25 protein-coding genes, 1 tRNA gene, 2 rRNA genes and 1 pseudogene (1 of these 29 running past the window's edge) are annotated in these 26532 nt (G+C 68.1%); 19 read left to right on the top strand and 10 right to left on the bottom strand.

All coding sequences use genetic code 11. The annotated features are described in order from the left end of the window. The 3 genes from ACWPXE_RS04405 to ACWPXE_RS04395 all read left to right on the top strand — a co-directional run. Window positions 1-1368 (top strand): 23S ribosomal RNA (locus tag ACWPXE_RS04405); it begins 1379 nt to the left of the window's first position. A gap of 133 nt (window positions 1369-1501) precedes the next feature. Further along, window positions 1502-1617 (top strand): 5S ribosomal RNA (gene rrf / locus ACWPXE_RS04400). A gap of 99 nt (window positions 1618-1716) precedes the next feature. Next, window positions 1717-1793 (top strand) — tRNA-Met (locus ACWPXE_RS04395). A 194-nt stretch (window positions 1794-1987) separates the two neighbouring features. On the opposite strand, the pseudogene ACWPXE_RS04390 reads toward ACWPXE_RS04395, so the two are convergent. Continuing rightward, window positions 1988-2305 (bottom strand): annotated as a pseudogene (locus tag ACWPXE_RS04390) (transposase); the annotation flags it as partial. A 209-nt stretch (window positions 2306-2514) separates the two neighbouring features. Here ACWPXE_RS04390 and pyk point away from each other — a divergent pair. Continuing rightward, window positions 2515-3933 carry a pyruvate kinase gene (gene pyk / locus ACWPXE_RS04385; RefSeq protein WP_454016840.1) on the top strand — a complete coding sequence of 473 codons (1419 nt, stop codon included), beginning with the start codon at window positions 2515-2517 and terminating at the stop codon, window positions 3931-3933. 70 nt (window positions 3934-4003) lie between these two features. On the opposite strand, the gene ACWPXE_RS04380 is transcribed toward pyk, so the two are convergent. Beyond that, window positions 4004-5005, bottom strand: a complete 1002-nt coding sequence (locus ACWPXE_RS04380; protein WP_454016839.1) for an aldo/keto reductase — start codon at window positions 5003-5005, stop codon at window positions 4004-4006. A 136-nt stretch (window positions 5006-5141) separates the two neighbouring features. On the opposite strand from ACWPXE_RS04380, the gene ACWPXE_RS04375 reads away from it, so the two are divergent. Beyond that, window positions 5142-6050 (top strand): LysR family transcriptional regulator, encoded by a 909-nt coding sequence (locus tag ACWPXE_RS04375; RefSeq protein ID WP_454016838.1) that lies wholly within the window; start codon window positions 5142-5144, stop codon window positions 6048-6050. Between the two features lie 4 nt (window positions 6051-6054). Here the strand turns inward: ACWPXE_RS04375 and ACWPXE_RS04370 are convergent, their stop codons facing one another. Both ACWPXE_RS04370 and ACWPXE_RS04365 read right to left on the bottom strand, forming a co-directional pair. Next, the gene (locus tag ACWPXE_RS04370; protein ID WP_454016837.1) at window positions 6055-6819 is read right to left on the bottom strand and encodes a metallophosphoesterase family protein; all 765 of its coding nucleotides are present in this window, start codon (window positions 6817-6819) and stop codon (window positions 6055-6057) included. A gap of 199 nt (window positions 6820-7018) precedes the next feature. Beyond that, complete coding sequence (locus tag ACWPXE_RS04365) at window positions 7019-7708, bottom strand: hypothetical protein (protein WP_454016836.1); 690 nt, start codon at window positions 7706-7708, stop codon at window positions 7019-7021. A gap of 189 nt (window positions 7709-7897) precedes the next feature. Between ACWPXE_RS04365 and ACWPXE_RS04360 the strand changes: the two genes are divergently transcribed. Both ACWPXE_RS04360 and ACWPXE_RS04355 read left to right on the top strand, forming a co-directional pair. Then, entirely contained in the window at window positions 7898-9559 is a 1662-nt protein-coding gene (locus tag ACWPXE_RS04360) for a CorA family divalent cation transporter (protein ID WP_454016835.1), read from the top strand. Window positions 9560-9722: 163 nt separating this feature from the next. Next, window positions 9723-9881, top strand: a complete 159-nt coding sequence (locus ACWPXE_RS04355) for a DUF3309 family protein (RefSeq protein WP_014198602.1) — start codon at window positions 9723-9725, stop codon at window positions 9879-9881. 66 nt (window positions 9882-9947) lie between these two features. Here ACWPXE_RS04355 and ACWPXE_RS04350 read toward each other — a convergent pair whose 3' ends face one another. Continuing rightward, a complete protein-coding gene (locus ACWPXE_RS04350; protein WP_014198603.1) occupies window positions 9948-10184 on the bottom strand; it encodes a hypothetical protein in 237 nt (78 codons plus the stop codon). Window positions 10185-10383: 199 nt separating this feature from the next. Between ACWPXE_RS04350 and ACWPXE_RS04345 the strand changes: the two genes are divergently transcribed. Together ACWPXE_RS04345 and ACWPXE_RS04340 are read left to right on the top strand one after the other, a co-directional pair. Next, a complete protein-coding gene (locus ACWPXE_RS04345; RefSeq protein WP_454016834.1) occupies window positions 10384-10860 on the top strand; it encodes a CYTH domain-containing protein in 477 nt (158 codons plus the stop codon). 209 nt (window positions 10861-11069) lie between these two features. Continuing rightward, window positions 11070-11714 carry a BON domain-containing protein gene (locus ACWPXE_RS04340; RefSeq protein WP_454016833.1) on the top strand — a complete coding sequence of 215 codons (645 nt, stop codon included), beginning with the start codon at window positions 11070-11072 and terminating at the stop codon, window positions 11712-11714. 85 nt (window positions 11715-11799) lie between these two features. Here the strand turns inward: ACWPXE_RS04340 and ACWPXE_RS04335 are convergent, their stop codons facing one another. Beyond that, on the bottom strand, window positions 11800-12222 hold the full coding sequence (locus ACWPXE_RS04335) for a bacteriohemerythrin (protein WP_454016832.1): 423 nt from the start codon (window positions 12220-12222) through the stop codon (window positions 11800-11802). Between the two features lie 220 nt (window positions 12223-12442). Here ACWPXE_RS04335 and ACWPXE_RS04330 point away from each other — a divergent pair, with 220 nt between their 5' ends. After that, the gene (locus ACWPXE_RS04330; RefSeq protein WP_454016831.1) at window positions 12443-13249 is read left to right on the top strand and encodes a Fic family protein; all 807 of its coding nucleotides are present in this window, start codon (window positions 12443-12445) and stop codon (window positions 13247-13249) included. A 13-nt stretch (window positions 13250-13262) separates the two neighbouring features. On the opposite strand, the gene ACWPXE_RS04325 is transcribed toward ACWPXE_RS04330, so the two are convergent. Next, the gene (locus ACWPXE_RS04325; RefSeq protein WP_454016830.1) at window positions 13263-14939 is read right to left on the bottom strand and encodes a CocE/NonD family hydrolase; all 1677 of its coding nucleotides are present in this window, start codon (window positions 14937-14939) and stop codon (window positions 13263-13265) included. A gap of 255 nt (window positions 14940-15194) precedes the next feature. Continuing rightward, window positions 15195-15710 (bottom strand): adenine phosphoribosyltransferase, encoded by a 516-nt coding sequence (locus ACWPXE_RS04320; RefSeq protein WP_035678983.1) that lies wholly within the window; start codon window positions 15708-15710, stop codon window positions 15195-15197. A 199-nt stretch (window positions 15711-15909) separates the two neighbouring features. Here ACWPXE_RS04320 and ACWPXE_RS04315 point away from each other — a divergent pair, with 199 nt between their 5' ends. From ACWPXE_RS04315 to ACWPXE_RS04295, 5 genes are all read left to right on the top strand, one after another. Continuing rightward, window positions 15910-17046: an MlaE family lipid ABC transporter permease subunit gene (locus ACWPXE_RS04315; RefSeq protein WP_454016829.1), complete on the top strand. Its 1137-nt coding sequence runs from the start codon at window positions 15910-15912 to the stop codon at window positions 17044-17046. 48 nt (window positions 17047-17094) lie between these two features. Further along, entirely contained in the window at window positions 17095-17847 is a 753-nt protein-coding gene (locus ACWPXE_RS04310; protein WP_454016828.1) for an ABC transporter ATP-binding protein, read from the top strand. A gap of 9 nt (window positions 17848-17856) precedes the next feature. Next, window positions 17857-18816 (top strand): MlaD family protein, encoded by a 960-nt coding sequence (locus tag ACWPXE_RS04305; protein ID WP_454016827.1) that lies wholly within the window; start codon window positions 17857-17859, stop codon window positions 18814-18816. Further along, window positions 18813-19478, top strand: a complete 666-nt coding sequence (locus ACWPXE_RS04300) for an ABC-type transport auxiliary lipoprotein family protein (protein WP_454016826.1) — start codon at window positions 18813-18815, stop codon at window positions 19476-19478. Before ACWPXE_RS04305 ends, ACWPXE_RS04300 begins: the two co-directional genes overlap by 4 nt. A gap of 81 nt (window positions 19479-19559) precedes the next feature. Continuing rightward, on the top strand, window positions 19560-20321 hold the full coding sequence (locus ACWPXE_RS04295) for a DUF6969 family protein (protein ID WP_454016825.1): 762 nt from the start codon (window positions 19560-19562) through the stop codon (window positions 20319-20321). A gap of 25 nt (window positions 20322-20346) precedes the next feature. Here the strand turns inward: ACWPXE_RS04295 and rpoH are convergent, their stop codons facing one another. Continuing rightward, a complete protein-coding gene (gene rpoH, locus ACWPXE_RS04290; protein WP_454016824.1) occupies window positions 20347-21246 on the bottom strand; it encodes an RNA polymerase sigma factor RpoH in 900 nt (299 codons plus the stop codon). Window positions 21247-21545: 299 nt separating this feature from the next. Between rpoH and ACWPXE_RS04285 the strand changes: the two genes are divergently transcribed. From ACWPXE_RS04285 to pseG, 4 genes are all read left to right on the top strand, one after another. After that, window positions 21546-22955 carry a cytochrome ubiquinol oxidase subunit I gene (locus ACWPXE_RS04285; RefSeq protein WP_454016823.1) on the top strand — a complete coding sequence of 470 codons (1410 nt, stop codon included), beginning with the start codon at window positions 21546-21548 and terminating at the stop codon, window positions 22953-22955. Between the two features lie 5 nt (window positions 22956-22960). Then, window positions 22961-23968 (top strand): cytochrome d ubiquinol oxidase subunit II, encoded by a 1008-nt coding sequence (cydB, locus tag ACWPXE_RS04280; RefSeq protein ID WP_454016822.1) that lies wholly within the window; start codon window positions 22961-22963, stop codon window positions 23966-23968. A 71-nt stretch (window positions 23969-24039) separates the two neighbouring features. Beyond that, window positions 24040-24714 carry a hypothetical protein gene (locus tag ACWPXE_RS04275; RefSeq protein ID WP_454016821.1) on the top strand — a complete coding sequence of 225 codons (675 nt, stop codon included), beginning with the start codon at window positions 24040-24042 and terminating at the stop codon, window positions 24712-24714. 17 nt (window positions 24715-24731) lie between these two features. Next, window positions 24732-25775 (top strand): UDP-2,4-diacetamido-2,4,6-trideoxy-beta-L-altropyranose hydrolase, encoded by a 1044-nt coding sequence (gene pseG / locus ACWPXE_RS04270; protein ID WP_454016820.1) that lies wholly within the window; start codon window positions 24732-24734, stop codon window positions 25773-25775. Here the strand turns inward: pseG and ACWPXE_RS04265 are convergent. Beyond that, entirely contained in the window at window positions 25762-26532 is a 771-nt protein-coding gene (locus ACWPXE_RS04265) for an SDR family NAD(P)-dependent oxidoreductase (protein WP_454016819.1), read from the bottom strand. The genes pseG and ACWPXE_RS04265 overlap by 14 nt on opposite strands.

Here is a 26532-nt window from a genome sequence, read left to right as displayed (position 1 = left end):
TATTCGTGGGCCAGCGGGTGTGTGACGAATGGGAAAGCGTGTCGGGCCTTATCGGATTGGCCCGGCTGGGGACCCGTTCCAGGAAACAGCCCCCGCATCAGACCGTACCCCAAACCGACACAGGTGGACTGGTAGAGTATACCCAGGCGCTTGAGAGAATGGTGTTGAAGGAACTCGGCAAATTGCCCTCGTAACTTCGGAAGAAGAGGGCCCCGTCGCGGCGCAAGCCGGGGCGGGGGGCACAGACCAGGGGGTGGCGACTGTTTACTAAAAACACAGGGCTCTGCGAAGCCGTACAAGGCGACGTATAGGGTCTGACGCCTGCCCGGTGCCGGAAGGTTAAGAGGAGGGGTTCACGCTCCGAATTGAAGCCCCGGTAAACGGCGGCCGTAACTATAACGGTCCTAAGGTAGCGAAATTCCTTGTCGGGTAAGTTCCGACCTGCACGAATGGCGTAACGACTTCCCCGCTGTCTCCAACACCAACTCAGCGAAATTGAACTCTCCGTGAAGATGCGGAGTACCCGCGGTCAGACGGAAAGACCCCGTGCACCTTTACTACAGCTTTGCAGTGGTGCTAGGGATCTCATGTGTAGGATAGGTGGGAGGCTAGGAAGCCCGGGCGCCAGCTCGGGTGGAGCCATCCTTGAAATACCACCCTTGAGGTCTCTGGCATCTAACCGCGCTCCGTTGATCCGGAGCCGGGACCCTGCATGGCGGGTAGTTTGACTGGGGCGGTCGCCTCCCAAAGTGTAACGGAGGCGCGCGATGGTGGGCTCAGAGCGGTCGGAAATCGCTCGACGAGTGCAATGGCATAAGCCCGCCTGACTGCAAGACAGACAAGTCGAGCAGAGACGAAAGTCGGCCATAGTGATCCGGTGGTCCCACGTGGACGGGCCATCGCTCAACGGATAAAAGGTACGCCGGGGATAACAGGCTGATGACTCCCAAGAGTCCATATCGACGGAGTCGTTTGGCACCTCGATGTCGGCTCATCACATCCTGGGGCTGGAGCAGGTCCCAAGGGTTCGGCTGTTCGCCGATTAAAGTGGTACGTGAGCTGGGTTTAGAACGTCGTGAGACAGTTCGGTCCCTATCTGCCGTGGGTGTCGGAGTTTTGCGAGGATCTGTCCCTAGTACGAGAGGACCGGGATGGACATACCTCTGGTGCACCGGTTGTCACGCCAGTGGCATGGCCGGGTAGCTAAGTATGGACGGGATAACCGCTGAAAGCATCTAAGCGGGAAACCCACCTCAAAACCAGAACTCCCTTGAGAGCCGTGACAGACCATCACGTCGATAGGAGGCATGTGGACGGGCGGCAACGCCTGAAGCTGAGCCTTACTAATCGCTCGAAAGGCTTGATCCTTCCCAGCAGGCGGCCCGCGCGCAGCGGCAAGCCCTGGGCGCACGAGCCAACACCGCAAAGAACAAGAGCAAACGTCCTCAAACTTAACGAAACCCGCCCGTCCGGTCCGGATGGTTCGCGTGTGCCTTGGTGACCTGGTGGTCATGGCGAGGCTCCCAACACCCGATCCCATTCCGAACTCGGCCGTGAAACGCCTCAGCGCCGATGGTACTGCGTCTTAAGACGTGGGAGAGTAGGTCGCCGCCAGGTCACCACGGCACACGCCAAGCCATCAAGGACTTGGATGGATGGGTTTCAAACACGCTTGACAATCGTCGTCGCACTGCCGGTTCCCAGCAGCCCAACACCCGCGGGGTGGAGCAGCCCGGTAGCTCGTCAGGCTCATAACCTGAAGGTCGCAGGTTCAAATCCTGCCCCCGCAACCAAATTTCCGGCAAAAAAGCTCGTCAAGTCAATTGCTTGGCGGGTTTTTTCGTGTTTGCGGAAGATTTAATCCCAATTGAACACCTCGATAAAGCAGCGTTCTGTGGGGGCTGAGCTCTGGATTTTGGCTGAAAAGGCGGATTGTCGCCGAAGGCCGGGGGCGGCGGCCCCCGACCCGCCCTCGTTTCACCGCTCAGCGCGCCTGCGTATCCTTTTGGCGAGCCTTGGCCAGGGGCCAGGGCGGATCTTCGCCGTCACGGATCTGGCGCTTCCCCTCCCGGGTCAGCCGCTGCCGGGGCGCCTCCACGATGGAGGCGTCAATGATCTGGCCGCCCAGCGCGAAGTAGCCACGTTCCTTCAGAGCCGCGTCGAAGCGGGCGAACAGCCCCTCCATCGCTCCCGCCCTCACCAGCGCCTCGCGGAACAGCCAGATCGTCGTGTGCTCCGGAACCCGATCGCCCAACCCCAGCCCGAGGAACCGCATGAACGATAGCCGGTCGCGCACCTGATACTCGGTCTTTACAGTGCGAACGGACGCGGGAACCGGCCCAGCGGCGGCGGCTCTGCCACAGCCGGGCATTATTGCGGGTTCGGTGGTTGTCAGCGGGCCGTTACCCACCAATGTGAACGGCAGCCGGGCGGTTCCATGATCGCCCGCTTCCCACCCGGCATGCCCGCCGTTCGACACTCCATCAAGGAGGCGGCCCTAGAGGCCGAAATTATATGCGTCGTCACCGCCGCGCGAAGATCGTTGCCACGGTCGGTCCCGCCAGCAACACCCCCGAGATGCTGAAGCGGCTGTTCCTGGCCGGCGTCGATACCTTCCGCCTGAATTTCAGCCACGGGACGCACGAGGACCACGCCAAGGTCCACGCCGCCATCCGTGCCCTGGAGGCCGAGATGGGCCGTCCCATCGGCATTCTTCAGGACCTGCAAGGGCCGAAGATCCGCGTCGGCACCATCCGTGACGGCAAGATCACCGTCGCCGCCGGCGAATCGATCCGCTTCGTCCTGTCCGGCGCCGATGGCGACAAGGCCGCAATCCCACTGCCCCATCCGGAAATCTTCGCCGCGGTGATGCCGGGCCATAATCTGCTGATCGACGATGGGCGCGTGCGCGTCGCCGTGACCGGGCTGGGCGACGACTACATCGACGCCAAAGTGGTCATTGGAGGGACCATCTCCAACCGCAAGGGTGTCAACCTGCCCGACACCGTGCTGGAACTGTCGCCCCTGACCGCCAAGGACCGCGTCGACCTCGCCTTCGGGCTGGAGCTGGGCGTCGACTGGGTGGCGATGTCCTTCGTGCAGAAGCCCGCCGACCTGCTGGAGGCCCGCGGGCTGATCGGCGACCGCGCCGGGCTGATGTCGAAGATCGAGAAGCCGGCGGCGCTGGACCGCATCGACGACATCATCCGCCTGTCGGACTCGGTCATGGTCGCCCGCGGCGACCTGGGCGTCGAGATCCCGCACGAGGAGGTGCCGGGCCGCCAGAAGGAGCTGGTGCGTGCCTGCCGCCTCGCCGTCAAGCCGGTGATCGTGGCGACGCAGATGCTCGATTCCATGGTCAACGCGCCGACCCCGACGCGGGCCGAGGCGTCCGACGTGGCGACCGCCATCTATGACGGCGCCGACGCGGTGATGCTGTCGGCGGAATCGGCCAGCGGCGCCTTCCCGGTGGAGGCCGTGGAGATGATGGACCGCATCATCCGCAGCACGGAGCAGCACAAGCTCTACCGCTCGATCATCGACGCGTCCGACCCCGGCGAGGAGCAGACCGCGCCCCACGCGGTGGCCGCCGCCGCCGCCGATCTGGCCGAGGTGATCCACGCATCGACTATCGTCGCCTACACCTCCAGCGGCACCACAGCGGCGCGCATCGCCCGGCGCCGCCCGGCGGTGCCGATCCTGGCGATCACGCCGCACGCCGCGGTGTCGCGCCGCCTGTCCCTGCTCTGGGGCGCGCACAGCGTCCTGTCCGCCGACATCCACACCTACGAGGAGATGGTCGAGCGGGCGCTGGGCTTCGCCAAGGAGGAGGGCTTCGCCAAGCCCAACGACCAGATGGTCGTGGTGGCCGGCATTCCGTTCGCCAAGGCGGGGACCACCAACAACCTGCGCGTGGTGCAGGTCGAGGGGTAAGGGGCCGGCGGCAGCGGTGCCCCCTCCCTAACCCTCCCCTGCGAAGCGGGGAGGGCCGGGTGGGGGCGGGTCAGCGCTGTCTGTACGTCTCGCTGTCCATATGGACGAGCTGCGCCGCCGGGTAGCGCTCGCCCGCCGCGGCGCCGGGCGGCAGGGCTTCGGCCAGTTGCGCCAGATCCTCCGCCGACAGGGTGAGGTCCAGGGCGCCCAGCGCCTCGGCCAGACGGTCGCGGCGGCGGGCCCCGACCAGCGGGACGATGTCGCGGCCCTGAGCCGCCACCCAGGCGATGGCGACCTGGGCGACGGAACCGCCGATGCGTTGGGCGATCTCCCGCAGATGCTCCACCAGCGCCAGGTTCCGCTCCAGATTCTCGCCCTGGAAGCGCGGACTGCGGCTGCGGAAATCCTGGCCCGTCCGGTCCTTGCTCCAGTGGCCGCTGATCAGGCCGCGCGACAGCACGCCGTAGGCGGTGACGCCGATGCCAAGCTCCCGACAGGTGGGCAGAATGGCCTCCTCGATCCCGCGGGAGATCAGTGAATATTCAATCTGCAGGTCGCTGATCGGGTGCATCGCGGCGGCGCGGCGGATGGTTTCCGGGCCGACCTCCGACAGGCCAATGTGGCGGATGTAGCCGGCCTTCACCATGTCGGCCATGGCGCCCACCGTGTCCTCGATGGGGACGCTCGGGTCGAGCCGCGCCGGGCGGTAGATGTCGATGTGGTCCACGCCCAGTCGGCGCAGCGAGTAGGTCAGGAAGTTCTTCACCGCCGCCGGGCGGGAGTCGTAGCCGTTCCAGCCCATCTGCGGGTCACGCAGGGCGCCGAACTTCACGCTGATGAGCAGCTTGTCGCGGTCGCGACCGCGCAGGGCGTCGCGGATGAGCAGTTCGTTGTGCCCCATGCCGTAGAAGTCGCCGGTGTCGAGCAGCGTGATCCCGGCGTCGAGCGCCGCGTGGATCGTGGCGATGCTCTCCTCCTGGTCGGCCGGACCGTAGAAGTCCGACATGCCCATGCAGCCGAGGCCGATGACCGAGCTGACGGGGCCCGCGGCCCCGAGTGTGCGCTGTTCCATGTTCCTGATCCTCTCCGTCCGTCGCGGCGCCGTTTCAGCGCCGCCTTGCCCTGGATGATGATCCGGCGCCATTGATCCGATAAGATGGACAATCCCGAACGGGCTGTTCACTGCATCGAACAATCGGAACCTGGGAATGGACGACACCGACCTGCGCGACCTGCAAGCTTTCGCCGCCGTCGCCCGCCACCGCAGCTTCCGCCGCGCGGCGCTGGAGCAGCGCGTGTCCGTCTCCAGCCTCAGCCAGCGGATGCGGGAGTTGGAAGAGCATCTCGGCGTCCGCCTGCTGAACCGCACGACCCGCAGCGTCGCCCCGACCGAGGCCGGGGAGCAGCTTCTTCGCCGGCTGGAACCCGCGCTGGGCGAGGTGGCCGGCGCCCTGTCCGACCTGAGGGAGCGCCAGGGGCGTCCGGCGGGGCGGCTGCGCATCAACGCGCCGGCCCCGGCGGTGGATCTTGTGCTGGCCCCGATGGTCACGCCCTTCCTGACCCGCTTTCCAGATGTGGAACTGGAAATCACCGTGGACATCGCCCTGATCGACATCGTAGCGCAGGGCTACGATGCGGGCGTGCGGTACGAGGAACATCTGGCGCAGGACATGATCGCGGTGCCGCTCGGCCCGCCGCAGCGCTTCGTGCTGTGCGCGGCGCCGTCCGTGCTCGACCGTTTCGGGATGCCGGAACGGCCCGAGGACCTGCTGGGCAAGCCGAGCGTCTCCACCGTCTACGCCAGCGGCGCCCACCCGCCCTGGGAGTTCGAGAAGGACGGCCGCATCGTGCGCATCCAGCCCGGCGGCCCGTTCCACGCCGGGCACACCGGCATCCAGTTGCGGGCGGCGCTCGATGGGCTAGGGTTCCTGATGACCTTCGACGATTATTTGCGCGAACACATCGCCGCCGGTCGTCTCGTCGCCGTGCTTGAGGACTGGAGCCAGAGCTTTCCCGGCCCCTTCCTCTATTACCCCTCGCGCCGCCAGCCCCCGGCGTCGCTGCGCGCCTTTCTCGACTTCCTCAAGGACTGGCGCCGTCAGGCCGCCGCGCCGTGAGGCGTCAGATGGTGCAAAGGAAGCGGCGCTCCCCACCCTCCAGGACCAGCGCGGTCAGCCGGTTGGAAGCGTAGGCCCCGGTGTCGATGCCGATGCGGTTGGAGCGGATGTCCGGCTGCTCGACGATGGTGTGGCCGTGCACGACGAGCTTGCCGTGGTCGAGGTGGGAGGTCAGGAACTCCCGCCGGATCCACAGCAGGTCCTCATCCCGCTGGCGGTGCAGCGGCAGGCCGGGGCGGATGCCGGCATGGACGAACAGATAGTCGCCGATGGCGACGCTGGAGCGGAGCCCGGCCAGGAAGGCCCGGTGATGGGGCGGCAGGGCGGCGGCGAAGCGCTGGCGGGCTTCGTCCACATGCTCCGGCGGGGCGTCCTCGACGGGGGCCGGAACGCCGTAGCTGGCCAGCGTCGCCCGCCCGCCATACTCCAGCCAGTCCGGCCCGGCCTCCGGCTTCTCGATGAAGTCCATCATCGCGGCCTCGTGGTTGCCGCGCAGGTGGATGGCGCCGAAGCCGGGCAGCGGTTCCCGGCACAGCCGTTCGATGACCATCGCGGAATCCGGACCGCGGTCCACATAATCGCCGAGGAAGACCAGATACTTGACGAGGTCGGCACCGCTCGCCGCGTCGCGGTCGATCTGCGCCAGCAACTGGTCCAGCAGATCCAGGCGTCCGTGGATGTCGCCCACCGCGTAGACGCGCACGCCCCGCGGCACATGGCTCGCGACGGGCTCCGGGTCCGACCACAGTTTGCGCGCAAAGCCGAACACGCTCCGCTCTCCTCCGTCTTCGATGGGTGGGTCCTGCCTTGACAGGATGGGGATGACGGCGCGCGCTCTCAAGTCGGACAGCCGCTTGCCCGGGCCGCCTTCACCGAATTCATCCTCATGGGGCGAGTCGGACGGCAAAGAGTGGGTGCGGTCAAGCGGCCGGAATGGGTACCCCGGACGGCGTTCCTTGGCAGCGCCGTCAGGAGCCGGGCATCGCCCGGTCCAGGGCTTCCAGCAGGCCGCCCAACCGGAACTCCACGGTCCGCCGGTCGAGCCGCGGCCAGTGATAGACCTGTGTCGCGCTGCCGGCCTGCTTTTGGAACTCCAGCCGCAGGGGGCGGTCCGAGCGGATCAGCGGCATCAGACGCTCCATCGGGCCACAGGTCAGGCCGATGCGCCGCGGCTCCTTGATGGCGGCGAAGCGCCTCAACATTTCCGCCCCGGCGTCCTCGTCGGCGATGGCGCCCTCGGCCACCTGACTTAGGAAGCGGGTGAATTCGGGCGGCCCCGCCTCCGAAGCCGTGTTGGGCTGGCCTGCTTCATCGAGCGCATCGGCGAGCTCGGAAAGCTGCTGCGGTGTGTAGAAACGCTGCGGCGGGGCGCCGTCCACCGCCAGGGTGACCGGGCGGGCGAGCGCGATGGGCTCGTCGAACACGATGTAGAGGGAGGTGCAGGCCGCGTCGCGCACCGCGCTGATGCTCAGCTCGCCGAGGCCGCCGCGGTTGTCGGGGAAGGGCTGGACGGCGGACACGGTGCAGCGCCGCCCGGCACCCTCGCCAGCGCAGACGGTGTCGGAGACAATGTTGGAGACAGGGGCCTCCACGGCCAGGGCGGACGTGGCCGTTCCCAGCCCGGCCATCAACAGGAACAGCCCGATCCGGCGCGTCATCGGCAAATGAATCCTCCTCCGGCGCATGATCTGAACGGGGGAGGCTACCAGGGCCGGGCTTTCGTCCTGGTTAATGGGCCGGTTCGATGGGATGGTGCCGATGCCCGGCAACCCCACCTTGGTGCGGCGTTTTCGCCGGTCCGGACTCTGCTAGGATGTGGGAAAAGAGGGACAAGGGGGAGGGGCGCCATGGACGAGAGCCCGATCCGCGTGCGCCGGTTTCGCGAAATCCTGCTGTGGCCGGTGCAGTTGATGCCGCTGAAGGCGGGCGCGCAGGTCCAGAACCATTGGGAGTGGCTCGGTGGGCCGGGCTGTCCCTGGCAGGAGGTGGCGGACGAGTTCACTCAGGACCCCGGCGAATTCAGTGAGCGTCATTACAGCGAGTTCGTGTCCTTCCTGCCCTATGTGCAGCGCTTCCTCTATGGCGAGGGGGAATCGCGCGACCATCGGCCCGGCTATGGCGGTTCTCCGATCCGCGCCTTCCGGCGGCGCGACGTGGCGGCGCTGATGGTCACACTGCGGCGGGGGCAGGCGCCGCTGCGCTTCGCCATCGCCCATGTCGATCTGCATTTCTTCCACGACGTCGATGTGGCGATCCTCGTCGTCGAGCTGTTCGGCGAGGACATTCCGCTGGACCGCGTGCAGGACACGCTGTTCCGGCTGGGCCGCACCTATCCGCCCGCCTGGGAGCCGGACGGCAGCGCGGCGCAGTGCCCGCACCGCGTCGAATGGATCGGCGCCGACGGCGCCGTGCTGGCCGTCTCGGACTATGAGCGGAGGGCCGATTACCTGTCCTTCGTGTGCCGCCACCGGGCGCCGCGCATCGCCGCCCACTGGTTGTTCCTTCTGCGTCCCCTGGTCCACCACCATTCGGAGGAGACCGGGCTGCTCCGCTACCGCCAGCTCGAATATCAGCGGATGCCGGCCATGGCCTATCTGTCGCTGGACGAGCCGGAACGGCTGGAACGGGCGGATTGGGTGCGGCTGGGCTTCGCCACCTCGCCAGGGCTGGGACCCAGCGAGGTGATGCCCTTTGCCACCGCCTTCCTGGACGGGTTCGAGCAGCGCTACTGCTACGACCGCTACTGGGACCCGCGGGCGCCCGGCGCCTGGACGCGCAGCCGCATCCTGTGCTGCGGCCACTCGCTGGTCATGGTAGGGCCGGAGGGCGACGCCTTCTTCACCGACGCGGAAACCGGGCTGCTCGGCCAGTTCCGGCACCAGTATTTCCTGCTGGGGCTGGTCGTGCATTTCCACCGGGCGGCGCTGGTGATGCTGTCCGACCGGCTGGTGCTGGCGGTCAGCCAGCTCGACATCGGCACCGTGGATTCGGTGAAGCGGTTCAAGCGCGACATCCGGCAGGTGTTCGAGATCTTCCTGCGCTTCACCCACCGCTACTGGTTCCACGAGCTGTCGATCCAGGGGCCGCTGCGCGACCTGTTCCGCCTGTGGGCTGGGCATCTCGGCACCGACCGCCTCTACGCCGAGGTGCGGGACGAGGTTCAGGACATGTCGGACTATTTGGACAGCGATGGGCTGCGGCGGCAGGCCAACACGGTGCTGCGGCTGACCGTGGTCACGGTGGTCAGCACCATCGGCACGCTGGTCACCGGCTTCCTCGGCATGAATCTGCTCGCCATGGCCGACGACCCACTGCCGACGCGTGTTCTATTCTTTCTGTTCGTCCTGCTGGCGACGGTCGGTCTGATCGCCTTCAGTGTGATGCGCTCCAAGCGTCTGGCCGACTTCCTGGAAGCGCTGTCGGACGAACGGTTGCCGGGGCGGAGCAAGCTGGCGCTGCTGGCGAAGGTGTGGGAACGCCCGAGTCGCCGCGCCGGACCGCCTTTGTGAGCCGGGGAAAGTCAGTGGACGTGAACTTCGTAGAAAAGCCGGAAGGGTAGGGCGTTGCTTCCCCGAATGGAGATGACGGGCGCCAAAGAACAGGAGAGGGGCAGGAACCAGCCGGCCAAGCTCGCGTTCTTCTCAGCGAAAGCTCCACATTTGGGAGGACGTCATGAGCATCGGCACCATTCTGCTCATCATTTTGATTCTCGTTCTAATCGGCGCGGTTCCGGCCTGGCCGCACAGCCGCGGTTGGGGCTATGGCCCGAGCGGTATCCTCGGCGTGCTGCTGCTGGTCCTGATCGTGCTGCTGCTGATGGGCCGCATCTGACGGGCAAACCGTCCGGGCAACCCAACGCGCGGGCGCCGTTCCCGTTCCGCCACCGGCTTCCGGGCGTCACGCTCCGGGGCTGCGGCCGGGACGGGAACGGCGCCCGTTGCGCATGACGAACATCAGCCAGCCGATCGGCCCCAAAATCAGAACCATCACCACCCAGCCGGCCCGCGGGCCGAAGGGGCAGCGCGTGCCGGGCGGGGGACGCCACGGGCCGCCGCGCCGTGACAGCATCACGTGGAGGAGGGGCGCGCCGTAAAGGGCGAACAGGATCAACCAGGGTGCGAAGTCTTGTGCCATGGCGGCATGCTACCCCAGAACGGGTGGCCGCTCCCACCACGGAGCGTCGGTAACCGCGTCGTGGGCGCTTGTTCGATGATGTGTCCAAATGGTAATACCGCAACGCAGGAATGGACTTCATGCGTATGAGGCATGGTTGCGCCGCAACGTCGCGGGCGATTATCCTCAGCGGCGTCCGATATGCCGAAAGGCGGATATCATGGCGGTTGAGATCGAACGGCGCTTTCTGGTGCGGAGGGATATCCGTCCCCTGTGCCGAAATGGCCTGTCCATCGTCCAGGGCTATCTGCCCTCTGACGATGGCCGCACGGTGCGGGTCCGGGTGGCCGGGCCGGACGCCACGCTGACCGTCAAAGGCCCCCGTCGCGGCCTGTGCCGCGAGGAGGTCGAACACCGACTCCCCCTCGACCTCGCCCTGGGTCTGCTGCGTCACAGTTGTCGTGGCGGCCTGATCGAGAAGACCCGCCATCTCATCCATCACCATGGTCTCCGCTGGGAAGTCGACGTGTTCGGCGGCGAGAACGCCGGTCTGGTGATCGCCGAGGTCGAACTGTCCCATCCCGACCAAGTCGTTCCGCTTCCCGATTGGGTGGGCGCGGAGATCACGCACCGGGCGGCCTACAGCAACTCCGCCCTGTCGCGCAGCCCGATCCGCCACTGGGTCAGCGCGGCTTAACTTCCCTCCCGGAAAAAAAAGAAGCCCCGGTCCGAAGGGGGACCGAGGCCAAGGCTGCGTGGATGACTGTGTGCAGCGCAGCAATCCGCGTGCCAGATTGTGCAGACACTCCGGCGATGCGCCGAAAGGGGAACGCAGCCCGGCTCCGTCCTGTTGCAAAAGGGCCGTCCGGATGGGCGGCGGGCAACGGCGAACGGGAGTCTGGCACGATGGCTCAGTACGAGAACCGGTGGAAGGACGAGGCCCGCAACGTGGACGAGGACGACCGCCGCGCCGTCCGCGACCGCAACGAATTTGGGCGCAGCGCCTACGGCGCAGGCGGTTATCCCCGGAGTGATTACGAAAGCGGCGGTTCCGGCGGACGCGATCCCAGCCGCCGCTGGGGCAGCGACTGGGGTCACGCCGAGCGCGGATGGCATCGCGACGACCGCGGGTGGGATGACCGGGTGCGGGGTGAGCGCTATCGCGACGAGCCCATCGGCATGGCGCGGGAGCGCAACTTCTGGGAGCAGGCCGGTGACGAAGTCGCCTCCTGGTTCGGCAATGACGATGCCGAGCGCCGCCGCGAGGAGGACGAGCGGCGCGCCCAGTTCCGCGGCCGCGGCCCACGAGGCTACACCCGGTCGGACGAGCGAATCCGCGACGACTTGAACGACCGCCTGACCGAGGACCCCTACCTCGACGCCACCGACATCGCGGTGACCGTGTCGGGTGGCGAGGTCACGTTGGACGGCACGGTGGACGACCGCATGGCGAAGCGCCGCGCCGAGGATCTGGCCGACGCCATCTCCGGCGTCCGTCACGTCCAGAACAATCTGCGCCTTCGCGAGGCGGGCGGCACCATGGCCTTCTGATATGGCCTTCTGATCGGGTGCCGGCCTCCGAGGCGCTGACGAGACGCCCCCGCTCCACCCGGTGCGGGGGCTTTCGCGCGTGCGCTCAATGGGCGGCGGTGCTGCCGGCGTCTTCGGCCATGAAGGGGCTGTACTGCTTGTCCACCGACTGGATGTGCTCGATGAACCATTCCTTCAGGAGGAGGATCAGGTCGATGCGTAGCATCATCTCGTTGCTGTCGTCATCGTCCAGGGTCAGCTTGTGCACCTCGTCGATGAAATAGCGGTGCGCGGCCCGGTGGGCGTCGAGGCCGGGATAGCCCTGCTGCTCCATCAGCGCCTCCTCCCGCTCGAAATGCACGGTCGTGTATTCCTGCAAACCCCCCAGCAGCCCGGACAGGCTGTCACGGTCCTTCTCCGCGATCCCGGCCTTCAGCAGCCGGTTGAACATGTCGAGCAATTTTCGGTGGTCGTCGTCGAGATTTTCGACGCCGACGCTCATCGATTTATCCCAGGCAACATGTTGCATCGGATCAATCCTTTCAGAGGGCCGGGTCAGGCGAGTATAGGGGGGCGGAAATCTTGTATTGCGATGTTAAAACCGGCAACCGCGGCGGCACAAGCGGCAAAAAACCGCAGGCCGGAGGTTGCGCCGCACCCTGTTGATCTTGTGGGCCGGCAAAGGATGTGCTTCCCCGCGCGCCGTCCAGGCATTATGAAAATGCCAGGGATCTGCGGAGTTCGGGACGATGGCGCTGCTGGACGATATTCTGGAGAAGAAGCGGGTTCTGGACGACGCCCGGCCGATGCCGCTGACGGTGGTCCGCGATCTGGCCGACCGATTCGAGCGCGGCCTGACCACCGCCTGCCTCCTTGTCGAGGGGGGGGAACTGTCCTCCGAGGACATCCGCATGGTGTTGGACCGTGGCGCGGTGCTGCGCAGCCGACCGGCCGAGCCGCAGCGCCTCGCGCTCAACCATCGGGCCGCGCTGGAACTGATGGCCCGCCTGTCCTTCCAGGGCGGCGGGGTGGTGACGGAGCGCACCATCGCGGCCTTCCACGGCGTGCTCTATCAGGGGATCGACACGAACGCCGGGCGCTACCGGGACGGCGCGCTGAAGGACGACGCCGGGGCTTCGCCCGATCCGGCGAAGGTGCGGGTGTCGATGTCGGCGCTGTCCGGCTGGCTGCGCCGGACGGAAGCGGGGCCGGAGGCCGCCTTCGAGGCGCATCACCGGCTGATGAGCGTCCGCCCCTTCTTCCAGGGCAACGCGGCGACCGCGCTTCTGCTGTGCAATCTGATCCTCAACCGCGCCGGTTTCCCGCCGGTGGTGATCACGGACGAGGATCGCGAGATGTACGCCGCGATGGTCGAGCGCGCCTGGTCGCTCGGCGACAAGACGCCGTTCCGCGACCTGATGATGCGCCTGCTCGACCGCAGCCTGAATCTGTGCCTGCGCAGCGCCGCCCGCGCCCTTCGCGACTTCGAGCCGGCCGACGAGGATGAGCACGGCTTCGACGGCGACCATGACGAGGGCTATGGCCGGCGCCTCTGACGGGGTTTGACGGTCAGCCTCGGGCCGGCAGCAGCAGGCGCGACGGGCGGGCGCCGCCGCCGTGGATGAGCAGGGTGATCGGCTGCGCGTCCACCAGCCGGGTTTCGCCCGGCTCGGCTCCCGTTCCCGGATTGATGGGATAGGCCGGGAAGCAGGACCCGGCGAGGCTGAGGCGCAGCGCGCTTCCGGTGGGTAGGGTCGCGCAGAGCGCGCGCAGGACCACCGGCATGGGACGCTGCTCGCCGCCCGGTTCGACCCGCGCGTGACCCTGGCTGAGCGGCAGGACGCGGCCGTCGGGCAGCACGGCGGACAGGACGGCGCTGACGTCGAAGGACGGGGCGTCCGCCTCCACCCAGATTTCCAAAGCTGCGAGGCCGGACAGCGTCAGCGGCGCGGTGAGCGGCGCGGTGTCGTAGACCGCCACGTCGGGGCGGGCGTCTGCGGCGGCGCGGTCGCGTGGGCCGGCGTCGGGCACCGCGTGACCGCCCACGGTGGGCACTGGATCACGCGGATCGTGGACCAGCACGTCGAGGAACGCTTCGTCCGGAGCATCGTCGCGCAGAGCACCGCCGCGCCGCGTGGCGAGTCCGTCGCTCGACAGATGCAGCGGCTGTGCGGCGGGCGGCAGGGCCGGCAGGTCGCGCCAGCGGCGTTCCAGAACGTCGAACAGACGGATCGGCCCGCCGCGCTCCGCGCCGTTCATCTCCCCTTTCAGGAAGCGCTCGAACCAGCCGAGTTGCAGGGCGTCGAAGGACGGCACGTCGGACGGCTTCAGGCTGTCGAGCCCGGCATGGACCGCCACCCCGTGGCGATCCCAGGGGCCGACCAGCAGGCGGACGGTGCCGTCGCTGCCGGTGGACAGGGCCTCGTGCGCCGCCAGCGTGCCGGTCAGGCGCGGGTCGTACCAGCCGCCGATCTGCAGGATGGACACCTCTCCGAACCCGCCGTCGGACAGGGCGTGGCGGGGGGACAGTTCGTCCCAGCTTCCGCCAGGGCCGGGTGTGGTCAGCCAGTCGTCGTAATGGCAATGCCGTGCGTAATCTCGCAGCACCCGCGGGCGGGAGGGGATCTCGTCGTCCAGCGGCAGGCTGCGGATCGCCTCCAGGAGCGCGCGGTAGGCCGCGCCATCCTCCAGCCGGCGGGCGGACTCCGCCGCGCAGTGCAGCGCCCAACCCATCGCGTCGGCCAGCCGGAAGGCCCCGCCCTCCGTCGCCCAGTCGGTGAACACGTCCCAGCCGGCCAGCGCCGGGACCACCGCGCGCAACGCGGCGGGCCGCTCGGCCAGAGCCAGGAGCTGCGCCATGCCGGCGTAGCCGCTGCCGTACATGCCCACCGTCCCATTGGAACCGGGCAAGGAAGCCGCCCAGGCCACCGCGTCGGCGCCGTCCTCGCGCTCCGCCTCGAAGGGGCGGAATCGGCCCTCCGACGTGCCGCGACCGCGCACGTCCTGCACCACGACGACATAACCGCGGGCGGCGTACCAGCGCGGGTGCGCATAATGGCTGGTCATCGCCGTGCGCCGCCCGCAGGCCAGACGCAGCAGCAGGACCGGCCAGGGGCCGACCCCGTCGGGGCGGTAGAGGTCGGCGTCCAGCCGCACACTGTCGCGCGTCCGCATGGAAACGGTTTCGGGAGGCCGGACGGCCAGGAGGGGCGGCTGTTCGAGAATCACCGGGGCCATATGGGTCATGGGGCGCCCTGCCGAGCAACTGTGACCGGCAACTCTCGCAAGCGCTGTGCCATGACCGGTCCAAACCCTCTCCTTCCTGGGGAGAGGGCCGGGTGAGGGGGATTTACGCCCGGCAGGGCGGAGAAAAGCTCCTGTCCTGCGGCGGTGGCCGCCTTCGGCGCCCCCTCATCCTGACCTTCTCCCCAGGGGGGACAAGGACCTGTGTCGCGCTGCCTTCGCACAAACGATGGGCAGACGCCTTTCCGGAAGGCGCTTTTACGAATCGTAGCTCATCAGCGAGACGCTGGGCACGTCCAGCTTGTCGCGGCCGTTGAGGAAGGTCAGCTCGACCAGGAAGGCGGCGGCGCGGACGTCGGCGCCGACGCGGCGCAGCAGGCTGATCGCTGCGGCCATGGTGCCGCCGGTCGCCAGCAGATCGTCGAGGACGACCACGCGCTGGCCGGGCTTCACGGCGTCGGCCTGAACCTCGATGGTGTCGGTGCCGTATTCCAGGTCATAGGAATGGGCGACCTTGTCGCCGGGCAGCTTGCCGTGCTTGCGCACCATGATGAAGCCGGTGCCGAGCGCCAGGGCCAGCGGGGCGGCGATCAGGAAGCCGCGGGATTCGATGCCCACCAGCAGTTCCGGCTTGTGCGGGCGCAGCGCCTCGGCGAGCTGGTCCACCGCTTCCTTCCACGCCTCGGCGTGAGCCAGCAGCGGGGAGATGTCGTAGAAGAGGATGCCGGGCTTGGGGAAGTCGGCGATGCCGCGGATGTGGTTCTTCAAATCGATGGGGTTCGGCATGGTGAAAAGGTTCCTGTGCAACGGCGGCGCCATACTATCGGGGCGGCCGTCCGCGTGCAAACCACCGCTGTGCGGCTGTTTTTCCCCGGCTTGAGGTTGACCATCGGGGGGGCTTGCGGCCAAGTTCCTCTCCACAAGCATGAGCATTGCCGCATGGCGGCACCGGAAGGGAAGGGCAGGACGGGGCATGGCGCGCGAAAGGGCGTGGTTGGAATCGTCGCGCGCCGGCGACGGTGAGTGGCGGCTGACGGCTCTCGGCCATTGGGATTTGAAGGCCGCTGGCCCCCTGTCGGGCACGCTCGACCGCTTCGCGCTGGACGGCGGCGGGGCGGTCAGCCTCGACCTGTCGCGGCTGGACGCCATGGACACGGTGGGGGCCTATCTGCTGTCCGCCCTGTCCGACCGGCTGAAGGCGGCGGGCCACGGCGTCGATCTGGCCGCCATCCGCCCGGAGCACGCCGCCCTGTTCGACGCCGTGCGCGAGGTCGGTCCCCCGCCGGTCGAGCGGGCGGCGACGCACCACCCGATCCTCGACATGCTGGAGCGCACCGGTCGCACCGCCGTGGATGGGCTGCGCGAGGGGCGGGACCTGCTGTCCTTCCTCGGCCTCATCGCGATCACCTTCGGGCGGCTGATCGTCAATCCGCGGCGGCTGCGCTTCCGCTCGGTGATGTTCCACATCGAGCAGACCGGGCTGAACGCCCTGCCGATCCTCGGGCTGCTGTCCTTCCTGATCGGCGTGGTGCTGGCCTTCCAGGGGGCGGACCAGCTTCGCCGCTTCGGGGCGGAGCTGTTCGTGGTCAACCTGTTGGGTGTGTCCATCCTGCGCGAGATCGGCATCCTGATGACCGCCATCATCGTGGCGGGACGCTCCGGCTCCGCCTTCACCGCGCAGATCGGCACCATGAAGGTGAACCAGGAGGTGGACGCCATCAGCACGCTGGGGCTGGACGTGGTGGAGCTTCTGGTGGTGCCGCGCGCGCTGGCCCTGATGATCACCCTGCCGCTGCTGGCCTTCTACGCCGACATCATGGGGCTGTTCGGCGGTGCGGTGATGAGCTACGCGACGCTGGACATCACCTTTGGGCAGTTCATCCGCCAGCTTCACGGCGCCGTCACGCTGCCGCATTTCGTGGTTGGACTGGTGAAGGCGCCGGTCTTCGCGCTGGTGATCGCCATGGTCGGCTGTTACGAGGGGCTGAAGGTCTCCGGCAGCGCCGAGAGCGTCGGCACGCTGACCACCAAGTCGGTGGTGGAGTCCATCTTCCTGGTGATCGTCCTGGACGCGGTGTTCTCCGTCCTGTTCTCCTTTCTCAGGCTGTGAGGGACAGTGGCGCCGTTTGACGACAGACAACCGGATGCGCAGGACGCGGTGATCCGCGTGCGCGGGCTGGTCACGCGCTTCGGCCCGCAGGTGGTCCATGACGGGCTCGACCTCGACGTGCGGCGGGGGGAGGTGCTGGGCGTGGTCGGCGGGTCGGGCACCGGCAAGTCGGTCCTGCTCAAGGAAATCCTCGGGCTGATCCGCCCGGCGGACGGCCGGATCGAGCTTCTCGGCCGCGACACCGCCGACCTGCCGGAGGCGGAGCGGGTGGCGCTCCAGGCGCGCACCGGCGTGCTGTTCCAGAACGGCGCTCTGTTCAGCTCGATGACCGTGGCGCAGAACGTCATGGTTCCCTTGCGCGAGCACACCGACCTGTCGGCGGCGCTGGCGGCGGAGATCGCGCGGGTGAAGATCGCCATGTCCGGCCTGCCGGCCAACGCCGGGGCGAAGTTCCCGTCGGAGCTGTCGGGCGGCATGATCAAGCGCGCCGGGCTGGCCCGCGCGCTGGCCCTTGATCCCGACATCCTGTTCCTCGACGAGCCGACGGCCGGTCTGGACCCCATCGGCGCCGCCGCCTTCGACCAGCTGATCCGCAACCTCCAGCGCAGCCTGGGGCTGACCGTCTTCATGGTCACCCATGACCTGGACAGCCTGACCTCGATCTGCGACCGCATCGCCGTGCTGGTGGACAAGAAGATTCGCGTGGGCACGCTGGAGGAGCATCTCCGCGACCCGCATCCCTGGATTCACGACTATTTCCACGGACCGCGCGGCCGCGCCGCGCGCCATGCAGAAAGCTGACCGGACGCCATGGAAACCCGCACCAGCTACATCCTCGTGGGCAGCTTCGTGTTGGCCTTGCTCGCCGGCCTCTTCGTCTTCACGGTATGGGTCGCCAAGATCCAGCTGGAGGAGACGCGCCAGCCCTATTACATCTACTTCACCGGCTCGGTGACGGGTTTGCAGGAGGGCAGCCCGGTGCGCTACCGCGGCATTCCCGTGGGCACGGCGACCGACATCCGCCTGGACCCCAACGACGTCAGCCGCGTGCGCGTGCGGATCGAGGTGCAGGAAGGCACGCCGATCAAGACCGACTCCATCGCCTCGCTGGAGGTCCAGGGCATCACCGGCGGCGCCTATGTCCAGATTTCCGGCGGCACGGAGATGAGCGAGCTTCTGCGCACGGCGCATGACGGCGGCATCCCGGTGATCCCGTCGCGCCCGTCGTCGCTCACGGTCTTCGTCGACGCCGCCCCGCAGCTTTTGAACCGCGCATTGGACCTGACCAACCGGGTGGCGGACCTGCTGACACCGCAGAACCAGGCGGCCATCGCCGAGATCCTGGCCAACACCCGCGACCTGACCGGCGAGCTGGCCCGCGCCAGCCAGGGGCTGGACACGACGCTCGCCCAGGCCAACCGGACACTACAGGGCTTCGAGACGGTCGGGCCGCAGATCGGTGAAGCCATGGACCAGGCGCAGCGCACACTGGCCGCGGTGGAGAGCGGCACCAAGACCCTGACGGGCGACTTGCACACGCTGGCCGGATCGCTGAACAAGACCGCCACCCAGCTCAACGCCATGATCGGGGAGAACCGCGGGGCGATCCGCGACTTCACCGGCGGCGGGCTGTATGAGCTGACCTTGCTGATCTCGCAGTTGCGCGACCTGTCGGGGCAATTGTCCCGCGTCGTGACGCGGATCGAGAACGACCCGTCGAACTTCCTGTTCGGCGGAACCCGCCAGGGCGTGGAGGTGCGTGGACGATGATGAGCCGTTTAATGAAGGGGGTGGGGGCGGCGCTGCTGGCGGTCGGCCTGATGACCGGCTGCGCGGCGCTGAACCCCACCGCGCCCAGCCTCTACACGCTGACGCCGGGGACCGTGGCGGAGTCCGGGCTTCCGCCGGTGCGCTGGCAGTTGCTGGTGGAGCCTCCGGCGGCCAGCGCCGGGATTGACACGCCGCGTATTGCGGTCACCCGCTCCGCCACCGCGCTCGACTACTTCGCCGGGGTGTCCTGGGCCGACCGGGCGCCGAATATGGTGCAGGGGCTGATCGTCCAGTCCTTCGAGGACAGCCAGCGGATCGTCTCGGTCGGGCGCGATTCGGCGGGCTTGCGCTCCGACTTCCTGTTGAAGACCGAACTGCGCGACTTCCAGGCGGAATTCAGCGATGCCAGCGCCGCGGCGCCGGACCGGGTGCGGGTGCGGCTGTCGGCCAAGCTGGTCGCCATGCCCAACCGGACCATCGAGGCGGGCGAGACCTTCGATGCCGTGGTCCCGGTGCGCGGGTCGGATTTCACCGACGTGATCGCCGCCTTCAACACGGCGCTGGGCCAGGTGGAAGGCGCGCTGGTGGATTGGACCCTGCGGCGGGGCGAGGCGGTGTTCCGTGCGGATGCCGGCCATGGCCGTTCGGCGGGCGTCCGTTAAGGAAAGCGCTTGCTATGCGTACAAAGCCTCATACGTAATAGGGATCTGGGAAGGGCAGGGGCTGACGTGGCAGAGCATCCGATGATGGAGCTTTCGGAGCTTTCGCGCGACGAGTTGCAGGCGATGTTGGAGGCCGCGCGGGAGGTCCGGCTGTGCCAGCGCGTCCTCGCCAAGACCGGCGACACCGTGGTGGGGGAATTGCTGCGCGGGCACGGCACGCTCTACGAATGGCGCCACTACCCGCCGGGCGACGTCTATGACGCTGAGTATCACGCCCAGTACTATTATCATTGCCACCCCGAGGACGAGCGGCCCGACGGCGAGCACGGGCACTTCCACACCTTCCTGCGCCCGCTGGGCATGCCGCCGGGTATGGAGCCGCTGCCGCTGCGGGATTACGAGGAGCCGGACAACCCCAACGACGCGCTGTCCCATCTGGTGGGGATCGCCATGGACGTGGCGGGGCAGCCGGTGCGCCTGTTCACGACGAACCGCTGGGTAACGGGGGAGACGTGGTACGCGGCCGACGACGTGATCCGCATGCTCGACAGCTTCACCGTCGACCACGCGCGTCCGTCCTGGCCGGCGAACCGCTGGATCACCGCGATGATTCGGCTGTTCCGGCCGCAAATCATAAGCCTGCTGCACGAACGCGACCGGACGGTCGTCGCCTGGAGCGACCGCCATCCGGACGGCTGGGTCTACGAGGATCGGACGCTGGAGGTCACGTCGCAGATTCTGATCTCTGTGGAGGAGCAGATCGCGACGGTGGAGCACGCGCTGCGCGGCGTGCGGCGGCGGTCCTCCGTGCTGCCGGAGCCGCCGCGTTTCGTCACGCCGTAACGCACCGTGGGGAGGCTGCCGCCGGTCACACCGGCAGCAGCGCCTTGCCGGTGATGCCCGGAATTTGCCGGGCCTGGGCCATCACCGCCTTCTGAACCTTCTCGAAGGCGCGCACCTCCAACTGGCGCACGCGCTCGCGCGAGACGTGGAAGTGCTGGCTCAGCTCCTCCAGGGTCAGCGGCTCCTCGCGCAGGCGGCGGGCCACCAGGATCTGCCGCTCGCGGTCGTCCAGAACGCCCAGCCCCAGCTTGAGGAACTGCTGCCGGCGCTTGCGCTCCTGCGCGCCAGCCAGGATCGCCTCCTGGTCGGGCCCCTCGTCGGCCAGAAGGTCCAGCCATTCGCTGTCGCCGTCCTCGGCCAAGGTGGCGTTGAGCGAGCGGTCGGTGCCCAGCCGGCGGTTCATCTCGATCACGTCGGCCTTGGAAACGTCCAGCTCCGTCGCGATGCTCTCCACCGCTTCCGGAGACAGGTCGCCGCCGAATGTGCCGTTCTCGGCGTCCTGCAGCTGCGCCTTCAGCCGGCGCAGGCTGAAGAACAGCTTCTTCTGGGCCGCCGTGGTGCCGATCTTCACCAGCGACCAGTTGTGCAGCACATACTCCTGGATCGCCGCGCGGATCCACCAGGAGGCGTAGGTGGCGAAGCGGAAACCCTTGTCGGGGTCGAACTTCTGCGCCGCCTGCATGACGCCGACGTTGCCCTCGGCGATCAGGTCGGACAGCGGCAGGCCGTAGCCCTGATAGCCGCGGGCCATTTTGAAGACGAGCCGGAGGTGGCTGCCGATCAGCTTGTCGAGGGCGCGGCGGTCCTGCCGCTCCCGCCAGCGGATGGCGAGGTCGCGTTCCTGCTCGGGGGTGAGGTAGTCGTACTTGCGGGTTTCTTTTAGAAAGAGGGTGAGGGGTTCGCCAGAAACTGCCAGTTCCGTCAAAGAGCTTCTCCTGATTCCGGCATCCTCGGGAAACACCCTGCAATGGACCGATGCCCCCCGGCCCGGCTGGCCGGCGGGGCCATCGGAGCGGGGTGGGATCGGCTGTGGCCCAGGGCCGGCCGTGAATGTGTGGATGTCGGCAAGAGCTTAGAAATAAGAGGTCGCGGCGGCGGTTCAAGGGGTGGGGGGAAAGAAAGTATCCGCAGCCGGAAAATGGGAACTCCCCGGGACAGACCGCGTTGGGGGTCGGTTGGGCCGGCTGGAATCGGCCCTGTGAGCGCCAACGGAGGACCGCGGCCATGGACCTCGATCCGCTGCTTCTGTCACGAATCCAGTTCGCTTTCGTGATTTCTTTTCACATTCTTTTCCCATCTTTTACGGTGGGGCTCGCCTGCTGGATCGCGGTTCTGGAAGCGCGGTGGCTGATCACCGGCAAGGCGCTGTACCGCAGCCTGTCGGAATTCTGGACGCGGATCTTCGCCATCTCCTTCGGCATGGGCGTCGTCTCGGGAATCGTGATGACCTACCAGTTCGGCACGAACTGGAGCCGCTGGTCGGACATCGTCGGCAACGTGCTGGGGCCGCTGATCCAGTACGAGGTGGTGACCGCCTTCTTTCTGGAGGCCGCCTTCCTCGGCATCCTCCTGTTCGGACGGGACCGCGTGCCGCGGGGCATTCATTTCCTGGCGGCGGTGCTGGTGGCCACGGGGACGGTGCTGTCCTCATTCTGGATTTTGTCGGCTAACAGCTGGATGCACACCCCGGCAGGGGCGGAACTGCGCGACGGGCGGTTCTTCGTCACCGACTGGTGGGCGGTGGTTTTCAACCCCTCCTTCCCCTACCGGCTCGCCCACATGCTGACCGCGATGTTCCTGACCACCGGATTCGTGGTGGCGGGCATCAGCGCCTTCTACCTGCTGCGCAATCGTTTCCTGGAGCACGCGCGGGTCGGCCTCAGCATGTCGCTGGCGCTCATCACCATCCTGGCTCCCTTGCAAATCTTCCTCGGCGACCTGCACGGGCTGAACACGCTGGAGCATCAGCCGGCCAAGATCGCCGCGATGGAGGGCCATTGGGAGGGCGGGGCGCGGGCACCGCTGATCCTGTTCGCCATCCCCGACAACGAGGCGGAGACCAACCACGCCGAAATCGCCATTCCCGCCCTGTCGAGCCTGATCCTGACCCACGAGTGGGACGGGGTGGTCCCGGGCCTGAAGAATTTCCCGGTGGAGGACCGGCCCAACCCGGAGATCCTGTTCTGGACCTTCCGCATCATGGTGGCCATCGGCATGGTCATGCTGACGGTGGCGCTGATCCATCTGGTGCAGCGGGTGCGCGGGAGACTCTACAGTCCGAACTGGTTTCACAAGATTCTGGTCGGCTGCATGCCGCTGGGCTTCATCGCCATCCTGGCCGGTTGGTTCACCACCGAGATCGGGCGCCAGCCATGGGTGGTCTACGGTATGATCCGCACGGCGGATGCGGTGACTCCGGCGCTGACCGGCGGGGCGGTGCTGACCTCGCTGATCGTGTTCATGGTGGTCTACACGATCATCTACGGGGCCGGGACCTACTACCTGTTCCGCTTGCTGACCATCGGTCCGGCGCGGTTGATCGACGAGGATCTGGAGATTCCCGCGGTGGCGCAGGGCCACCAACCGAAGCGGCCCCTGTCGGTGCCCGGCGAATCCATCGAACCCGCGGAGTGACGTCCATGGAAGGCAGCCTGCTGACCCTCGCCTGGGTCGCCATCGTCGGTTTCGCCGTCTTCATGTATGTGCTGATGGACGGCTTCGACCTCGGCATCGGCATCCTCTACCCCTTCGCCCCCAGCGAGGAGGCGCGGGATGTGATGATGAACTCCGTGGCGCCGGTCTGGGACTTCAACGAGACGTGGCTGATCCTCGGCGGGGCGGGGCTGTTCGCGGCCTTTCCCATCGCCTACGCCGTCGTTCTGCCGGCCATGTATCTGCCGCTGCTGCTGATGCTGATCGCGCTGATCTTCCGCGGCGTCGCCTTCGAGTTCCGCTTCAAGGCGCGGAGCAGCCGCCATCTGTGGAACAAGGCCTTCTTCCTGGGCTCGCTGCTCGCCACCTTCGCGCAGGGGGTGGTTCTCGGCTCCTTCATCCAGGGGATCGAGGTGGAGGGGCGCAACTTCGCCGGGACCATGCTGGACTGGCTGACCCCCTTCAGCCTGTTCTGCGGCGTGGCGCTGATCGCCGGCTACGCGCTGCTGGGGAGCACATGGCTGATCTGGCGGACGATCGGCATCCTGCAGGACTGGTGCTTCCGCGTGGCGCGGCGGCTGCTCATCGTGGTGCTGGTTCTGGTCGCGGCGGTCAGCCTGTGGACGCCCTTCCTGGACGCCTCCATCGCCGCGCGCTGGTTCTCGGTGCCCAACATCCTGCTGCTGTCGCCGGTGCCGTTGATGGTCGGCTTCCTCGCCTTCGGCCTGTGGCGGGCGCTGGACGACGGGCGGGAGGTGCTTCCCTTCGCCTTCGCCATGGGGCTGTTCGCCCTGTCCTATCTGGGGCTGGCGATCAGCCTGTGGCCGGTGCTGATCCCGCCGGGGATCACCGTGTGGCAGGCGGCGGCCCCGCCGGAAACCCAGGTCTTCCTGCTGATCGGCATGGCCTTCCTGATTCCGACGATCCTGATCTACACCGCCTACAGCTACTGGGTTTTCCGCGGCAAGGTAACGGGCGCCATTGGTTATCATTGATGGCGGCGAACATTGAGAAACCGCCCAACGCTGGCGTACAACAGCCGACCATCTTCGACGGAGACCGCACCATGACCCCAGACACCGCCCCGGACATCAGCTTCGCCGAGGTGATGCTGCGCAAGGGCGCGGAGCTGCTGCAGGACACGCTTCCGCAGGACGCGGCGGAGGCGGCGGTCAACGTCATGGCGCGCCGTCTCGCCATCGCCGCGACGATGGACGCTCCGCTGGTCGTCCACGCCGAGGGCGGTGGGCGGCCCGAGATGTTCGAGGAGGCGATGCGGCTGGCTGGAGTCTCCGCCGGGGAGCGCGCCGCCGCCCTGGCCGAGGCCCGGCAGGCCGAGCGCGCCGTGGTGTTCGAGTTCGACGGCACCGGCCCGCTGACCGGCAACCGCGTGGTCGCCGCGGTGATTCGTCCGGAGGACCGGCCGGACCTTCTGGAGGCCTACATCGCCATCGGGCGCCTGCGCGATGGAACCGCTCAGGTGACCGTCGCCCCGGCGACCCTGCGCCTCGACGCCCGCGCGCTGGCGGAGACGCTGGCGCGGATCGGTCCGGCGGCGCAACACAGCCTCAACGCCGCCAACGCCGCCATGGCCCACGCGGCGAACATCACCGCTTTGCCGGGGCATGAGCTGGACAGCATGCCGGGCGCCCTGGTCGCGCTCTACTGGCATGCCTTCTGCCTGTCCTCGGCCCGCACGCGGCTGCGCCCCACCGGGCTGAACGCGCCGACCCTGCATTGAAGGCCGGGAGACGGCCCGTGAGGGTGCTGTTCCGCGCCGACGCCGGGGCCTCCATCGGGGCCGGGCACGTCATGCGCTGCCTCGCCGTGGCGGAGGCCGTGCAGGAGCTGGGCGGCGATGCGCTGTTCACGGTGGCGAGCCTGCCACCGGCTTTGGAGGAACGTCTGCGCGCTGCCGGTATGGCCGTTCACCGGATCGACGCGGCCCCCGGCAGCGTCGCCGACCTTGCCGCGACGCGCGCCATCGCGGCGCAAGCCGGCGCCGCCGCCGTCGTGCTGGACGGTTATGGATTCTCCGAAGGCTGGCGGGCCGGGCTGGACGAGACGGAGCTGCCCATCCTGGCCTTCGACGACGCCGGGACGGGGGAGCCGATTCACGCCGGGCTGATCGTCAACGCCGCGCCGGACGCCGCGTCGCTGCCCTACCGTAAGGGCAACCCCGACGCCCGGCTGCTGCTCGGCCCCGCTCACGCGCCGTTGCGGCGGGAGGTGCGGGAGGCCGCGGCAGCGGCCAAGCCACCGCTTGAGGAACGCTGCGGCCTACTGGTCACCTTCGGCGGCTCCGACCCGCTGGGGCTGACGGCTCCGGTGATCGAACGTCTCGCGCCGCGCCTGCCGCCCGGCGTCCGGCTGGATGTGGCGGTCGGCGGGGCGGTGCGTGACGCGGCGGCGGTAGAGGCCGCGGGGGGGCGTTTCAAAGACAGCGTGCGGCTGCACCGCGACACGCCGCGCATGGGGCTCCTGATGGCGCAGGCCGGGCTGGCCGTCTCGGCGGCGGGCACCACGACTGGGGAACTGGCGGCCGTCGGCACGCCCGCCGTCCTCGTCACCATTGCCGACAACCAGTTAGAGGCCGCCCGCCAGTCGGAGGCTCTGGGCTGGTGCGCCCTGGTGGCTGGGCAGACCGAAGGTGCTCCGGAGCGGATCGCTGACGTGGCTCTGGAGCTTTGGGCCGACCCGGCGCGGCGGAGGAGCATGGCGGGCAAGCTGGCGGGGATCGTCGATGGCCAGGGTGCCTTGCGCATCGCGCGGGCGCTGGCGGAGGCGATCAACCCGCGGTGAAGCCACCGTCCACGGGCAGCACCGTCCCGGTCACCCAGCGCCCGCTGTCGGCCAGCAGGTAGGCCACCGCGTCGGCCACGTCCTGCGGCGCGCCGTAGCCCAGCGGGTGGGCGGCAGCGAGCGCGGCGCTCTGCTCCGCCGGCAGCATGGCGAACTGCTTCTCCGCCTTGGTGCCCAGCACCACCGCCGGGGCGACCACATTGACGCGGATGCGCTTATCGGCCAATTCCAGCGCCAACGACTGCGCCACCGAGACCAGCGCCGCCTTGCTCGCGGCGTAGAGCGAGCGGCCCTTCTGGCCCTTCAGCCCGGCGACCGACCCGACATAGACGATCGCCCCGCCGCCCGGTGCGAAGACGCCCTTCTGGTGGAAGCCGCGCGCCAGCATCAGCGACGCCCCGACGTTCAGCGTGAAATAGCGGTCGAACTGCGCCCGGTTGACCTGCCGCAGCACGGAGTAGCCCTGCTCCGACGCGGAATGGACCAGACCGGCGAAGGGACCGCCCACTTCCGCCAACCCCTTCATCCAGCCGGGGATGGCGTCGAGGTCGGTCAGGTCGAAGGGGGCGACGCCGTGCCGCTCCGGCCCGTCCAGAAGGGCGCGGGTGGCCTCCAGCGCGTCGGCGCGTCGGCCGACCAGGGTGAGGGCCGCGCCCAGCCCGGCCAGCGTCCGACAAATCTCCCGACCGATGTCGCTGTCGGCGGAGGCTCCGGTCACCAGCAGGCGCCGTCCCGTGAGGTCGAGCGGGTTGCGCAT

This window comes from Azospirillum sp. Marseille-Q6669 (genome assembly GCF_965111635.1).
Note: the sequence above shows the minus strand (reverse complement) of the source record. Positions and strands in the feature narration are given on the sequence as shown.